Origin of the sequence: Phytohalomonas tamaricis, assembly GCF_003012345.1 — a bacterium.
GTDB classification, from domain to species: Bacteria; Pseudomonadota; Gammaproteobacteria; order Pseudomonadales; family Halomonadaceae; genus Phytohalomonas; species Phytohalomonas tamaricis.
The window spans coordinates 291,738-305,351 of the sequence record NZ_PVRV01000019.1 but is presented as its reverse complement, the minus strand read 5'-3'; the positions used below and the strand labels follow the sequence as shown (position 1 = coordinate 305,351).

Annotated in this window: 9 protein-coding genes; 7 read left to right on the top strand and 2 right to left on the bottom strand. The window is 59.2% G+C overall.

Annotated elements, in window-relative coordinates:
* The first annotated feature begins 7 nt into the window (after nucleotides 1–7).
* From C3Z11_RS03375 to C3Z11_RS03365, 3 genes are all read left to right on the top strand, one after another.
* Nucleotides 8–2,242, top strand: a complete 2,235-nt coding sequence (locus tag C3Z11_RS03375; protein ID WP_106476275.1) for a xanthine dehydrogenase family protein molybdopterin-binding subunit — start codon at nucleotides 8–10, stop codon at nucleotides 2,240–2,242.
* A gap of 79 nt (nucleotides 2,243–2,321) precedes the next feature.
* Nucleotides 2,322–3,194 (top strand): MBL fold metallo-hydrolase, encoded by an 873-nt coding sequence (locus C3Z11_RS03370; RefSeq protein WP_106476938.1) that lies wholly within the window; start codon nucleotides 2,322–2,324, stop codon nucleotides 3,192–3,194.
* A 133-nt stretch (nucleotides 3,195–3,327) separates the two neighbouring features.
* Nucleotides 3,328–4,254 carry a DUF389 domain-containing protein gene (locus C3Z11_RS03365; protein ID WP_106476273.1) on the top strand — a complete coding sequence of 309 codons (927 nt, stop codon included), beginning with the start codon at nucleotides 3,328–3,330 and terminating at the stop codon, nucleotides 4,252–4,254.
* 40 nt (nucleotides 4,255–4,294) lie between these two features.
* Here C3Z11_RS03365 and C3Z11_RS03360 read toward each other — a convergent pair whose 3' ends face one another.
* A complete protein-coding gene (locus C3Z11_RS03360; RefSeq protein WP_106476271.1) occupies nucleotides 4,295–5,572 on the bottom strand; it encodes an L-dopachrome tautomerase-related protein in 1,278 nt (425 codons plus the stop codon).
* Nucleotides 5,573–5,798: 226 nt separating this feature from the next.
* Entirely contained in the window at nucleotides 5,799–6,302 is a 504-nt protein-coding gene (locus C3Z11_RS03355; RefSeq protein WP_106476269.1) for a hypothetical protein, read from the bottom strand.
* Nucleotides 6,303–6,510: 208 nt separating this feature from the next.
* Here C3Z11_RS03355 and C3Z11_RS03350 point away from each other — a divergent pair, with 208 nt between their 5' ends.
* The 4 genes from C3Z11_RS03350 (at nucleotide 6,511) to C3Z11_RS03335 (ending at nucleotide 13,587) form a co-directional block, all read left to right on the top strand.
* Nucleotides 6,511–7,101 carry an SIS domain-containing protein gene (locus tag C3Z11_RS03350; protein ID WP_106476267.1) on the top strand — a complete coding sequence of 197 codons (591 nt, stop codon included), beginning with the start codon at nucleotides 6,511–6,513 and terminating at the stop codon, nucleotides 7,099–7,101.
* Between the two features lie 333 nt (nucleotides 7,102–7,434).
* Entirely contained in the window at nucleotides 7,435–9,231 is a 1,797-nt protein-coding gene (locus C3Z11_RS03345; protein ID WP_262927208.1) for a methyl-accepting chemotaxis protein, read from the top strand.
* 272 nt (nucleotides 9,232–9,503) lie between these two features.
* Entirely contained in the window at nucleotides 9,504–11,273 is a 1,770-nt protein-coding gene (locus C3Z11_RS03340; RefSeq protein ID WP_106476265.1) for a methyl-accepting chemotaxis protein, read from the top strand.
* Between the two features lie 217 nt (nucleotides 11,274–11,490).
* Nucleotides 11,491–13,587 (top strand): tRNA(Met) cytidine acetyltransferase TmcA, encoded by a 2,097-nt coding sequence (locus C3Z11_RS03335; RefSeq protein ID WP_158700910.1) that lies wholly within the window; start codon nucleotides 11,491–11,493, stop codon nucleotides 13,585–13,587.
* The last annotated feature ends 27 nt before the right edge of the window (nucleotides 13,588–13,614 follow it).

Here is a 13,614-nt window from a genome sequence, read left to right as displayed (position 1 = left end):
CACTGCAATGAGTGACAACATCATCGGCGCCGCCAAGCCGCGTATTGACGGCCCGCTCAAGCTGACCGGCCTGGCAAAATACTCCTCCGATAATCTTCTCGATGACATGGTTTACGCCTATGGCGTATTCAGCTCGATCGCCAGTGGCGAAGTGACCAACATCGACCTCAGCGTGGCCCAGCAGTCGCCGGGCGTGATCGATATTTTCCACCACGACCACTTTCCCCAGCTGTTCCGTACGCCCAGCAGCATGGAGCAGGAAAACAAGGTCGACGAGGAACGCCTGCCGTTCGAGGACAATCAAGTCCACTACGCCGGCCAGTTCGTCGCGCTGGTGGTCGCCGACAGCTTCGAGAATGCCCGCGCCGCGGCCTACAAGGTCAAGGTTGATTACAAGACGTCGCCGGTACTCGCTAACCTGGCCCAGGCGGTCAAGGTCAACGGCACCCAGCTGCATCAGGACAGCAGAAATTCGCGTGGTGATCCCGAACCGGCTTTCCAGAGCGCTCAGCACAAGATCGACTTCACCTACGTGACGCCGGTCGAGACCCACAACCCGATGGAGATGCACGCCACGGTCGCGGCCTGGAGCGGTGACAAGCTCACCATGTATGACACCACCCAGGGCGTGGTCAACGCGCGCAACGTTTATGCCAAGGTGTTTGGCCTGTCGCCGGATCGCGTCGAGGTCATCACGCCGTTTCTCGGCTCAGGCTTCGGCAGCAAGCTGTGGCCGTGGCCCCATGCGATTGCCGCTGCCGCCGCCGCCCGGGAAGTGGGGCGGCCGGTGCAGCTGGTCGTGCCGCGTCAGGAGATGTTCACCACGACCGGCCATCGTCCGGAAACGAGCCAGCGCCTGCGTCTGGCTACCGACGATGACGGCCGGCTGGTCTCGCTGCGCCATGAGTCGATCTCGACCACCTCGACTATTGATCAGGGCAACAACCCCTATGTCGAGTCGTGCGGCAAGATGACCCAAGGACTGTACTCCTGCGAAAACCTGCTGGTCACCCACTCAACGACCGGAACCAACCGTGGCACACCGACCTCGATGCGTGCCCCCGGTGCGGCGCCGGGGCTGTTCGCGCTGGAATCGGCAATGGATGAGATGGCGATCGAGGCCGGCCTCGATCCGCTCGAATTCCGCCGTCGCAACTATGCCGATTCTGATGAGAGCAAGGGGCTGCCGTGGTCGAGCAACAAGCTGCGCGAGGCCTACGATCAGGCCGCCGAGAAATTCGGCTGGTCGAAGCGCAACTCTGAAATTGGCTCAATGCGTGACGGCAATGAGATTGTCGGCTGGGGCATGGCGACCTGCAATTGGGAGGCGATCCGTCGCCCCTGCGATGCCCGCGTGTCGCTGCGCGCCGACGGCACGGCTTACGCTTCCTGTGCGACCCAGGACATCGGCACCGGCACCTACACCATCGTTGCACAGGCGGTTAGCCAGGTGACCGGCCTGCCGCTGGAAAAAATTGAAGTTGAACTGGGCGATTCCTCCTATCCCTCGGGGCCGATTTCTGGTGGCTCATGGGCGACGGCCACGGCGCTACCGGCGGTCGCGGCAGCGGCACGCAAGGCGCTTGAAGAACTCAAGAGCTACGCCGTGTCAGAACGCGGCGCGTTTGTCGGTGCCAAGGCGGATGATCTCAGCATCGAGAACGGCCAGCTCAAGAGCGCTGACGGCAAGACGGTCGCCTTTGCCGAGGTGCTCAAGCAGCGCAAGTTGGCCAGTGCCGATGGCGAGGCGCACACCGGCGGCGCGCCGACCGATCAATATGCCTTCCGCTCGTTCGGGGCGCATTTCGTCGAGGTGCGCTGGGATCAGGGCATTTCCAATCTGCGTGTCTCGCGGGTAGTCAGCGCCATCGACGTCGGCCGCGCTGTCAACACACTGACCTCACGCAACCAGGTCGAAGGCGCGATCGTGATGGGCGTTGGTATGGCGCTGTTCGAGCAGACCGAGTATGACCACCGCAACGGCCGGCCGGTCAACAACAACTACGCCGAATACCTCGTGCCGGTGCATGCTGATCAGCCCGAAGTCGATGTCATTCTGCTCGACTATCCCGACTACAAGTTCAACGAATTCGGCGCCCGTGGTATCGGCGAAATTGGCATCACGGGGCTTGCCGCTGCGGTGGCCAATGCCGTCTACCACGCCACCGGCAAACGCATTCGCGAACTGCCGATCACCATGGATAAGCTGATGGACGACGTACCCCAGGCGCAGCAGGCATAAGCTGTAGCGAAAAACGCAAAGCCGACGGTCTACGGTCTAGGACCGTTGGTTTTGCCGCTAGGGAATAGGGGAGATGATGATGCGACGGTCATGGCTATTACTTCTACTGCTAACGGTATTGGTCACTTCACCGGCCCGAGCGGAACCGCAATACCAGATCGAGCAGATGAAGGACAACGTCTACCGCCTTACTGCCGGTCACTATCGTTCGGTATTCATGGTGACCGATGCCGGCATCTTCCTGACCGACCCCATCAATGACAATGCCGCCGCCTGGCTGCGTGATGAACTTGACCAGCGCTTCAGCGATACGCCAATACGCTATGTTGCCTACAGTCATAACCATTTTGATCATACCTATGGCGGACAGGAGTTTGCGGCTGAAGGGGTGACCTTCATCTCCCATCGTCTGGCGCGGGAAGACCTGGTGCGCACCCGAGCGGAGACCCAAATTCCTGATCTCGTATTCGACGATACGATGTCGGTGTACTTGGGCGACAGCGAAGTGCGTATGCACTACCACGGCACCAACAATGGCCGCGGTTCGGTCAGCATGACATTCGAGCCCGCCGGGGTGCTCTATGTGGTGGATTGGATCGTGCTGGGACGCATGCCTTACAAGGATCTCAAGGGGTATGACATTCACGGCATGATCGATTCCACCCGTGAGGTGCTCAACATGGACTTCGATCTGCTGGTGGGCGGCCATGCCAACGCCGGAACGCGTGAGGATGTCGAGCACTACCTGGGCTATCTGGAAGCGCTATACGCCGCTGTTCGTGACGGCATGCTGCAGGGCAAATCTTTGGAGACGCTGCAGGAAGAGATTCATCTCGATGACTATAGTGACCTGGCCATTTACGAAGAGTGGCTACCGCTGAACATTGCAGGTGTGTATCGGACCTTAAACGACAGCTCGTACATGGACATGCGGAGCGACCTGGAATCTTGATGCGGAAGGCAAGCATGATCAGCGCTTGCCTCGGCGCTGGCCGAAACAGCCGCTGTGCAGGCCTGCTCAAGCACGATGTATCGACCATACTCAAGCAAGAATAATCAAGGGAAGTTAGATCAAGGAGGCTTTAATGCCACGCTCCATAGAAGTTAGTACCACCTCGGAGAGAATCGATGCCATCCTGCGGCGTATCGAAGAGGACGGTGTCGAAGGCGTTGTGAGCCTGGCGCGCCACAGGGGCGCATCACTTACCCCACCGGGCGATGTGCTCTCCATCCAGTTGACCAATGAAGCAACACGACCGATCATCACCATTCTGGCCGATTTTGACGTGGCGGCCGAGGGCTCAGTCCATACGAGCGAATCCTCGAGTCTGATGTCCGCTGGGCAACAACAGCAGATCAGCAAGGAGTCCAACGAGACCGTCTGGGATGAGATGGCGTTTCTGCTGCGCCGCGACACCAACCTTTCGTTCAACTATTTGGCCGCGATGACCTTGGCCGGCGCGGTTGCCGCTGGCGGACTATGGACCGACCTGCTGCACGTGATTGTCGGTGCGATGATCATTGCACCGGCCTTCGAGCCGCTGGTGCGTATCCCCTTCGGGATGATCACCAGGGCCAAGGAACTCATTCCCAGTGGGTTTGCCTCGGTAGCGGCGGGCTATCTCTGCCTTGCTGCGGGCGCGGCATTGACTACCTCGATTCTCGAGTTGTGGAATGGCGGGGCACCACCGGGGTTGGCCCAGCAGCAGTGGATGACCTACTGGTCATCGGTGAGCTTTCCGGGTGTGCTGCTTTCCATTTTCGGTGGGATCGCCGGCGCAGTCATCATCTGCGCCCAGCGCGGGGTAATGACAGTGGGAGTAATGATTACCCTGGCGCTGATTCCGAGCATGGCCGTGGTGGGCATCGGTATCGTCGTGGGCGACTTCTCGCTCGCCTGGAACGGCTTCATCCGCTGGCTGGTCGATGTCGCTCTGGTGGTCGCGATGAGCATCGTCGTGTTCGGCGGCAAGAAGCTGATTCTTCACCGCCGCGTTCATGCTCTGAGCTGATAGCACAGTGAACGGCGCCCGTTATGGGCGCCGTCTGCCGTTAGCGGCGCGTGCCGATCGGCTGGGCATCAACATTGAGTCTGAACAGCACGTAGGGTTTTTGACGCTTGTCCTGACCTTGGTAGCTGGCCTGACGCTCGAGCTGATTGGCGGTCACGTAGAGCCCACCGTTCGGCCCGATCGACAGTGTATCCGGCCATAGAAGATGCGGATCATGGACCAGTGTTTCCCATGTGCCGCTGCCGGTATCGTAGCGGTGAATGGCGTTGTGCTCATAGTCGGTGGTATAGAGCCGTCCGCTCGCGTCCATTAGCATGCCGTCCGAGGCGCCCCCCTTTTCCCCTAAATCCTTGACTGCGGCGGCGGTGTCGTCGTCGCTGGCATTCCTGTCAAGCAGCAGACGCGTCGGTACGCTGTAGAAATGGCGTCCGGAAAGCGCAGAGTAGTAGAGCGTGGCGCCATCGGATGAAAGGGCAATGCCATCGGCGGGCACGCGATTAATCTGCTCCTTCTTCGTGCCCGCCAGGGTCAGACGCTGGCCCTCGACGATCGGCACGAACTCGGGGTCGGCCTGGGTCGACGCATGCCCGCTCAACTTGCGCCACGCCTCGCCTGAGGCGAGATCGACCACAATAATCGCGCCGGGGCCGGCGAATGACGAGTCGGTGATATAGGCAACACCGCCCTGGCCTTGGCTGAAGTCGAAACGCACGTCGTTGAGGTAGGTCGAGTCGAGCGCGGCATCGTCAGGCAGGACGATGGTTCTGTCGATCTGGTTGGAGGCGAGATCGACCGCGACCAGCTTGGCGCCGTTTTGTTGGGCGCCCTTGGCTTGATAGCCCGAGTCGGGCAGTCGGCCGGTATCCAGCAGCCAGACGTGGCCGTCACCCGGCGCAACCACGCTCTGTACGCTGATCAGTGATGCTTCGGGATGCTTGACGTCCGGCGCGTTGATCTTGGCGTTGGGGTAGGGAATTTCCTTGCCATTTTTCAGTTCAGCCACGGTGAATTCGACGCCATTCTCCCAGCGCGGATAGCTGACGAAGATGCGTCCTTCGGCGCTGACGGTGACACCGGTTGGCATCTGGTCGTTGAACAGGAAAACAGGCGAGAGCTCACCGAGGATGTGCTCATGGGCGAGGTCGGCCATCGCTGTGTCATGCTGAGCCGCTGGCGCGCCAAGCGCCATGGCAGGCAGGGTGAGGGGTAGGGTACAGAACGCGGCGCCAGCAACGGCTCGGCGCAGGCGAGAGCGGTGGTCGGCGTGACGACCGCCACTCTTACGGTGAGCGACGTCGGTCTTTACTTTACTGAGCATGCATTTCTCCTGGGTCGAGGGCTACCATGACATGTTCGAGCCTAGCAGAAAGGGGCATTACCGTAGGTACGTGCTGGCCAGGTTCGCTGCCGCATAGACTGCTCGGAAACGATTGGTGCGCCGGTTGATCGGGTTTTCGCGGTCACCCGTGTTTAAAAGAGTGAAAGCCGTAAGGAGGAGCGCGCGGATCTCCTCCTCATGGTGCACGATAGACCGAAAATAGCGCTTACTTGGTCGACCAGGTCTTGGTACCGGGCGGGTCGCCGCGATCGTCAGGACAGGGCACGCCACTGGTCGACCAGGTCGTGCTGCCATCAGCGTGATGGCAGACTTGTTTGCCATTTCTCTGTTGTTCGCTGTCGCTTGCCGCACCATTGCCGCCATAACCACGCAGTTGATAGTTATCGGGTACGTAGTTCGAGGGCCAGTGTTCGGTCTGCGGCGCGACCTGTGGTGCGACGATGACATCCACATCGAGGCCGGGCTGAATCGGGCGCGGCTGTACGGGGTGGGGTTGAACTGGATTCGGCTGAACGGGACGCGGTTGCACCGGACGCGGCTGGACAGGCTGAGGCTGCGCGATCACCGGCGGCGTGGGCGGAGCCGGCTGTACGGGAGTGGCGATGGTTGTCTCGGCGGATGCAGTCAACGACCATACGAGTATGACGCTGAGCACTGCGCTTACATTGAGGTGTCGCAGTAATGATAAATGACTCGAAGAGTAAGTCATGGCGTACTCCATCGGCGGGCGCCGTCTGCAATCGTTAGGCTTAAGCATAACCGGTAATCGCCAGCATGCCCTGAATCATCGTGCTTAACCAGCAGGACGTGCCCGGTAATAGCCCATCTGCCGAGCTTACTGAGATGCGTCTATTTCATGAAGAAGTGCAGTAGAGAACACTGCTACGATAGCGCATGCCATCGCTTGGAGAGCCGTAGTGATCGAATCCATCAAACATAGTCTTGTAGAAGCGCAATCGGCGCTGGATGCCTTTATTGCCAATGAGCCAGCGCTCGCCGCCGTTGAGCGAGCCGCTGGCCAGCTGATCGCCACGCTGGAAAACGGCGGCAGAATCTATTCCTGTGGTAATGGCGGCTCGATGTGCGACGCGATGCATTTCGCCGAAGAACTGACCGGGCGTTACCGTGGCAACCGTCCCGGCATGGCCGCCATCGCGATCAGTGACCCCAGCCATATCAGTTGTGTCGCCAATGATTTCGGCTACGAGCAGATCTTTGCCCGTTATCTTGAGAGCCACGGCCGCGCTGGCGACACCCTGATCGCGATCAGTACCAGTGGCAAAAGCCCGACCATCCTCAATGCTGCGACCAAGGCGCGTGAACTCGGCGTCAATGTTATCGCCCTGACGGGCCGTCCCGCTTCACCGCTGGCACCCCTGGCAGATATCGAGATCTGCGCCCCGGGCGGGCAATATGCCGATCGTGTGCAGGAGTTGCATATCAAGGTACTGCATATTCTGATTGAGCTGATCGAGCGCCATTTTTTTCCAGAAAATTATCTTCCCTGAGCGCCGTCCTTCCTGAGCAACTCCTTCCAAACGTGCTGGCCGGTACTGTTATCGGCCAGTTCCTTTCTATGGCTATGCCTCCATCAGGCGCGGTTTCTGTCTAGCGGTAGCCCATCCAGTCTGAGGCCATGCTTAAAGTCGCCATTATTATAGCCAGTTATTCTTAACATTTTTTATATAGCGTGCCGATATAGCCGGCAATGCGTCTGACAACTAAAAAGAGCGGCCGATAACAAATGCCGACGAGTCTGGGCGCCTTTTTCTCAATGGCATGAGAAAAGCGACAAAGCGGCGTCCGTACAGGCGGGCATACATGCAGGATGAGGAAGGGCCATGGCTATGTTTTTGAACAAGAGTGTCAAGCTGCGCTTGGCGGTAAGTCTGGGGGTATGCATCGCGTTGCTGGTGATCGTCGCCGCGTTGGGGAATTTCAGTGCCAGCAGAGTGCAAGACGATCTTCGAAAGACTTATACCCATAACCTGCTGCCAATTAAGACGTTGGGTGAAGTGAGAACTACCCTGCTGATGAATCGCATCGTGCTGAACGGCATGCTGATCGATCGTGACGTCTCCAAAGTCGAGCGGGTCACTCAGGAAATGGCTGCCAACAGCCAGAAAATTAATGAGAGCTGGGCGAAGTACAAGCAGATCAGTGTGCCCAACGATGCGGAGAAAGCGGGCGTAGCAAGTTTCGAACAGCATATAGACCCTCTGCGCGATGAGATACGTAAGGTTCAGGCGTTGGCGGCGGCAGGAAGTTTTGATCAGGCGACGCTCATGATGGGGTCATCCGTACGAGAAAGTTACGGAGCTTTAATAGCTGACCTCAGTCAGGTTATCGAAGCCAATGTTGCCCAGGCTGATGCCAGCTTTATTCATGGGAACAAATCGTACGCCACGATGCGCAACCTGTCTTTCGGGGCTATGGCATTTTCAGTGATGCTGGCGCTGGCGCTGGCTGTTTGGCTGATTCGCGGCATCGTCACGCCGTTGTCGAAGGCGCGTGCGCTGGCCGAATCGCTGGCTAATGGGAATCTTGATAATACTATCGACATCACTTCCAAGGACGAATTCGGCGACATGCTGAATGCCCTTAAAATCATGGAGGGTAAGCTCTCCGACGTGGTGCGCTCGGTGCGCCGCAACGCAGAGTCGGTCAACCTGGCCTCAGGTGAAATCGCTCTGGGTAATGATGATCTCAATCGCCGTACCCAGGAGCAGGCCGCTAGTCTGGAAGAGACTGCCGCGTCGATGGAAGAAATCACGACCACGGTGCGTCAGAATGCCGACAATGCTGTGCAGGCCGATCATCTGGTTCAGGGCGTCAGCCGTCAGGCGCAGCAGGGTGGTGAAGTCGTCCAGCAGGCCGTAAGCGCGATGACTGAAATCAGTACGTCCAGTCGCAAGATTGCCAGTATTGTCAGCTTGATCGATGAGATCGCCTTCCAGACCAACCTGCTGGCACTTAACGCAGCGGTAGAAGCGGCGCGGGCCGGTGAGCAGGGCCGCGGCTTCGCGGTGGTCGCCAGCGAAGTGCGTAATCTGGCCAGCCGCAGTGCCAATGCAGCCAAGGACATCAAGGGGCTGGTCAATGAAAGTGTCACCAAGGTTCAGTCGGGTACCGTCCTGGTCGACCGCGCCGGGCAGACCTTGCTGGAAATCGTTGATAGTGTGAAGCGGGTTACCGATCTGGTAGGTGAAATCTCAGTTGCCAGCAAGGAACAGGCGCTGGGCATAGACCAGGTCAACATTGCCGTATCGCAGATGGATGCGGTGACCCAGCAGAACGCTAGCCTGGTCGAGAAGTCGAGCGCTGCCAGCCGTTCACTGCAGTTACAGGCCGATGCGCTGCTGCGGGAAATATCGTTCTTCAAGAGCGCGGATACGCAAGGTGCACAGGCGTTTAACGAACCGGTATGGTCACCGCCGCATCGTGACTCCACGCCTGCTGCGGCAAAGGCCAAGCCTCTAGCGGCTAAACAAGTCGCTTCAAAGTCTTCAAACGTTGCCCTTGCCCAGCCGGCTGTCAGGGAAACGGCATCAAGTCCGGCATCGGCACCTTCCAAGCCCACCATGCGTACTCCAGTCAAGGCTGCTGCTGTCAGTGATGACGATTGGACCGAGTTCTAAAATCTTGACCGAGTGGTTATTCCCGTCAGGCCGCCTTCGGGCGGCCTTTCTGTGGTAGCTAAATTAATGAGGTTAATAAAAAATTATTCACCATTTTGGCGCTTCGGCTGCTCACTTCTTGGACGAGGTGCGCCGATAACAGAAGTATTGCGTTCGGCAAAAGGGAGCGGTGGGTAGTGTAGACCAAGAATGGCGGGCCTCTTTTCGAAAGTTAAAAACGGTCACTCGTTCCGAACACGGGTGTACAGGCAGGATTGGAAAGGATCATTGTTATGATGTTTCTGAAGAAAAGCGTCAAACGACGTTTGGCGGTAAGTCTTGGCGCGTGTATCGCTCTGCTGATCATTGTCGGTACGATCGGCATTTTCAGCTCCAGTTTGACCAAGAGCGAGCTCGAGCGTACCTATGAACACAATCTGCTATCTATCAAGGTGTTGGCTGAGGTGCGCTCAACCCTGCTGATGAGCCGGATCGCGCTGAACGGCATGCTGATCGACCGTGACTTGTCCCAGATTGAGCAGATCACCCAGAAAGTATCAGTCAACAATCAGTTGATTGATGAGCACTGGGCGAATTACAAGCAGATCAGCGTTCCCGACGCCGCCGAAAAGGCCGGTGCCACAGCATTCGAGCAGCATCTTGCGCCGCTGCGCAGCGAGATGCAGAAGATTCAGGACCTGGCGGCGATGGGCGATTTTGATCAGGCCTCGGCAGTGATGGGCTCTGTCGTGCGAGACGGCTACACGGTCCTGCTGGATGATCTCGATCAGGTCATCGAGGCTAGCGTCGCCCAGGCTGACCAACACTATACCGCCGCGAGTTATGAATACATCGTGATGCGCAACGTTGTTATCGGTGTGATCGTCTTCGCCGTGCTGCTGGCGCTGGGCCTGGCCACTTGGCTGACCCGCGGTATCATGACTCCGCTGGGCAAGGCGCGTGCCCTCGCCACGGCGCTGGCCGATGGCCAGCTTGACACGCCGATCAATATCACCTGCAAGGATGAATTTGGCGACATGCTGCGTGCCCTGAAAGCGATGGAGGGTAAGCTTTCCGGCGTGGTGCGCTCGGTGCGACGTAACGCGGAAATGGTCGATTTCGCCTCAAACGAGATCGCCCAGAGCAATGAAGATCTCAATCGACGTACACAAGGGCAGGCCGCCAGTCTGGAAGAAACTGCCGCGTCGATGGAAGAGATCACGACCACGGTGCGGCAGAATGCTGATAACGCGGTACAGGCCGATCATCTTGTCCAGGGCGTGAGCCGTCAGGCGCAGCAGGGCGGTGAAGTTGTCCAGCAGGCCGTAAGCGCGATGGCTGAAATCAGCACGTCCAGTCGCAAGATAGCCAACATCATCAGCCTGATCGACGAGATTGCCTTTCAGACCAACTTGCTGGCGCTCAACGCCGCGGTGGAGGCAGCGCGGGCCGGTGAGCAGGGCCGTGGCTTTGCAGTAGTCGCTAGTGAAGTGCGCAATCTGGCCAGCCGCAGTGCTGACGCTGCCAAGGAGATCAAGGGGCTGGTCGAGGACAGCGTGGTCAAGGTCGAATCCGGTACCGCATTGGTCAACCGCTCCGGCCAGACGCTGATGGAGATCGTCGACAGCGTCAAGCGGGTCACCGATCTGGTCAGTGAAATCGCCGTGGCTAGCAAGGAACAGGCGCTGGGCATCGATCAGGTCAACATCGCCGTGTCGCAGATGGATGCCGTAACCCAGCAGAACGCCAGCCTGGTCGAGCAGTCGAGCGCCGCCAGTCGTTCGCTGCAGGAGCAGGCCGCAGCGTTGCTCAAGGACGTCTCGTTTTTCAAGAGCGCTGACGCCAATGGCACTAATGCCAGCGAGGCGATGGCTTGGTCGCCATCCCATCAACTATCGGACAAACAGATACCGGCACCGGTCAAGCAAAGGGTAATGAGTGTCAGCGGCGGCTTGGCAAATGATAAGAAAGATGCGTCGAACGCCTCTTCCTCGTCAAGGAGCACGGCACGAGCATCGTCTACGGTGGCGGTGACCAGTGACGATGATTGGACCGAGTTCTAACTACCGACTTTATGTCATAGTGACGTTAAGACCGCCTTAGGGCGGTCTTTTCGTTTTCATGATAAAGATTATGGTCAGAAGCTGCGCCGCACGGCAGCCGAACGAAGTGCTACACGTTAAGATGATAGTTTTCACCGCTTCGATGGGTGCCATGCCTGATTCTCTTTTACCCGCAACCCATTCGTCTGCGCCGGTCAACGTGATAGCGAATTTCCGAATGAAACTCGCCTCTGCGCGCCATAGGGGGTTGCTGTGGCTGCGTGGTGAGTCCGCCTGGACGCGGGAGCATGCTCAGCAGGCGTTTGGCGGAGCCGATGAGGTGCTGTGGGTCGGTGGGGCTGTACCTGCTGATATTACAGCGCTGGCGATGCGCAAGGCTGTCACGCGTCTGGGGCACGAGCACGACGTAGTTGTATTCGATGCCCATGATGGCTTCGACCCCGATGCCTTCGGCGCTCTGGCAGGCACGGTACGGGCCGGTGGCCTGCTGATCCTGCTCAGCGATGAGAGCTTCGGTAGCGGCCCTGATGGCGATTACTACCGTCTTGCCGACTGGCCGCATGAGGCCGCGGCGCTCAGTGCTCGCTACTTGGCACGTCTGGCACGTCTTCTAAAGGCGTCTTCATCGATTGCGCTATGGCGGCAAGGCGACTCATGGCCTCGATTTCCTGTATTAGCTGTTGCCCCGCCAGATGATGACTTGGGTGATGATGCCTGCTTGAGCCCCGATCAGGCTCAGGCCGTTGAGCGACTGGTCAAGCTCAAGCGCCGCCGGCCGCTGGTGATTATCGCCGACCGCGGGCGGGGTAAAAGTGCTGCACTGGGCATTGCTGCTGCCCGCCGTATGGCGGCCGGTGAGCAAGAATTATTGGTAACCGCACCTCGCCCCGGCGCTGTCGAGCCGCTGTTCGAGCGCCTGGCAGCGCTGTGTCCAAATGGTAGACGTGATGGCAATCTGTTTCGCTGGCCTCAGCCTGACGGGACGTCTCGCCAGGTGCGCTTCGTTGCGCCCGATGCGCTCTTGCCTGAGGAGGGGCCGGGAGAGGGTGGGCCCGGTACCACCTTGTTCGTCGATGAAGCGGCAGCGTTGCCCGCGCCGCTGCTGACGCGCTGGCTGGAGGCTTTTCCGCGCATCGCCTTTGCCACCACGGTGCACGGCTATGAAGGAACCGGCCGCGGCTTTGCGGTCCGTTTTCGTGAACGTCTCGACGCGATCGCTCCCGATTGGCGTGGCATCAAGCTGGAGGCCCCCATTCGCTGGGCAGCACATGACCCCTTGGAAGCGACCACGCGTGAACTGCTGTGTCTCGATGCCGAGCCGGCCAGTGACGAACATGCTATCGAGGCGCTAGCGAGGGGGCCGATTCACCTGCGGCGCTGGTCACGTGATGCACTAGCCGAGGACGAGCCCCAGCTCAATGCGCTGTTTGGACTGTTGGTTCAGGCGCATTACCGCACCGCACCGGCCGATTTACGTCTGCTGCTGGACGGGCCGGGGGTGAACATTGAAGTACTGGAGGCCGGAGAGATATTGCTTGGCGTAGCGGTGACTATCGACGAGGGCGGCTTCGATGATGCGCTTGCTGAGGCCATCACCTGTGGCGAGCGGCGGCCACGCGGTCATCTGATAGCGCAGTCATTGGCACTGCACGGCGGTGTCATCGAGGCCGCCCAGGCACGGTTGCGCCGAGTGATGCGCATTGCCGTGCATTCCGCCTGCCGCCGCCATGGGTTTGGCCTCCGCCTGACTGAGGCAGTAGCCGAGGCAGCACGTCGTGATGGTATCGAGCTGCTCGGGGCAAGTTTTGGCGCTGAACGCGGCTTGATCGACTTCTGGGCGCAAGCCGGTTTTGTTCCCGCACGGCTAGGGCTTGGCGTCGAGGCGTCGAGCGGCGAGCATACGTTGATGATGGTGCGCGGTGTATCGACGTCCGGGCAGCGTTTGCGGGCGCGTCTGGGTCAGTCATTTGCAAGCCTCCTGCCGCTGCTGCTGGCCTTTGAACTGTGCACTGTCGAGGCGACGCTGGCGGCGCGTCTGCTGACGTTTATTTCTTCACAGCCGCTCACGGCAGATGAATATGGCTCGCTTGAACGCTACCTGCATGGAAGCGCGCCGCTTACGCCGTATCGAGCGCTGCTGCAGCGTTATCTTGTGGTGCACACAAAAGCGCTAACGGAAGAAAGTACCGCGGTGCTTGTGGGCGTCCTGTTTCAAGGGCGAAGCCTGAGTTGGGCTGCGACTCGGCTGGGCTTGAACGGGCGCGCCCAGACGGAACAGGCGTTGCGGACGCGGTTGGCTAGCTTGGCTGAATAAGCCAATTCATGATCAAAATGGCCGGTA

Coding starts and splice junctions, on each gene's coding strand:
- C3Z11_RS03335 (WP_158700910.1), top strand. CDS start 11,491: ATGAAACTCGCCTCTGCGCGCCATAGGGGGTTGCTGTGGCTGCGTGGT.
- C3Z11_RS03355 (WP_106476269.1), bottom strand. CDS start 6,302: ATGACTTACTCTTCGAGTCATTTATCATTACTGCGACACCTCAATGTA.
- C3Z11_RS03365 (WP_106476273.1), top strand. CDS start 3,328: ATGCCACGCTCCATAGAAGTTAGTACCACCTCGGAGAGAATCGATGCC.
- C3Z11_RS03370 (WP_106476938.1), top strand. CDS start 2,322: ATGCGACGGTCATGGCTATTACTTCTACTGCTAACGGTATTGGTCACT.
- C3Z11_RS03375 (WP_106476275.1), top strand. CDS start 8: ATGAGTGACAACATCATCGGCGCCGCCAAGCCGCGTATTGACGGCCCG.
- C3Z11_RS03360 (WP_106476271.1), bottom strand. CDS start 5,572: ATGCTCAGTAAAGTAAAGACCGACGTCGCTCACCGTAAGAGTGGCGGT.
- C3Z11_RS03345 (WP_262927208.1), top strand. CDS start 7,435: ATGGCTATGTTTTTGAACAAGAGTGTCAAGCTGCGCTTGGCGGTAAGT.
- C3Z11_RS03340 (WP_106476265.1), top strand. CDS start 9,504: ATGATGTTTCTGAAGAAAAGCGTCAAACGACGTTTGGCGGTAAGTCTT.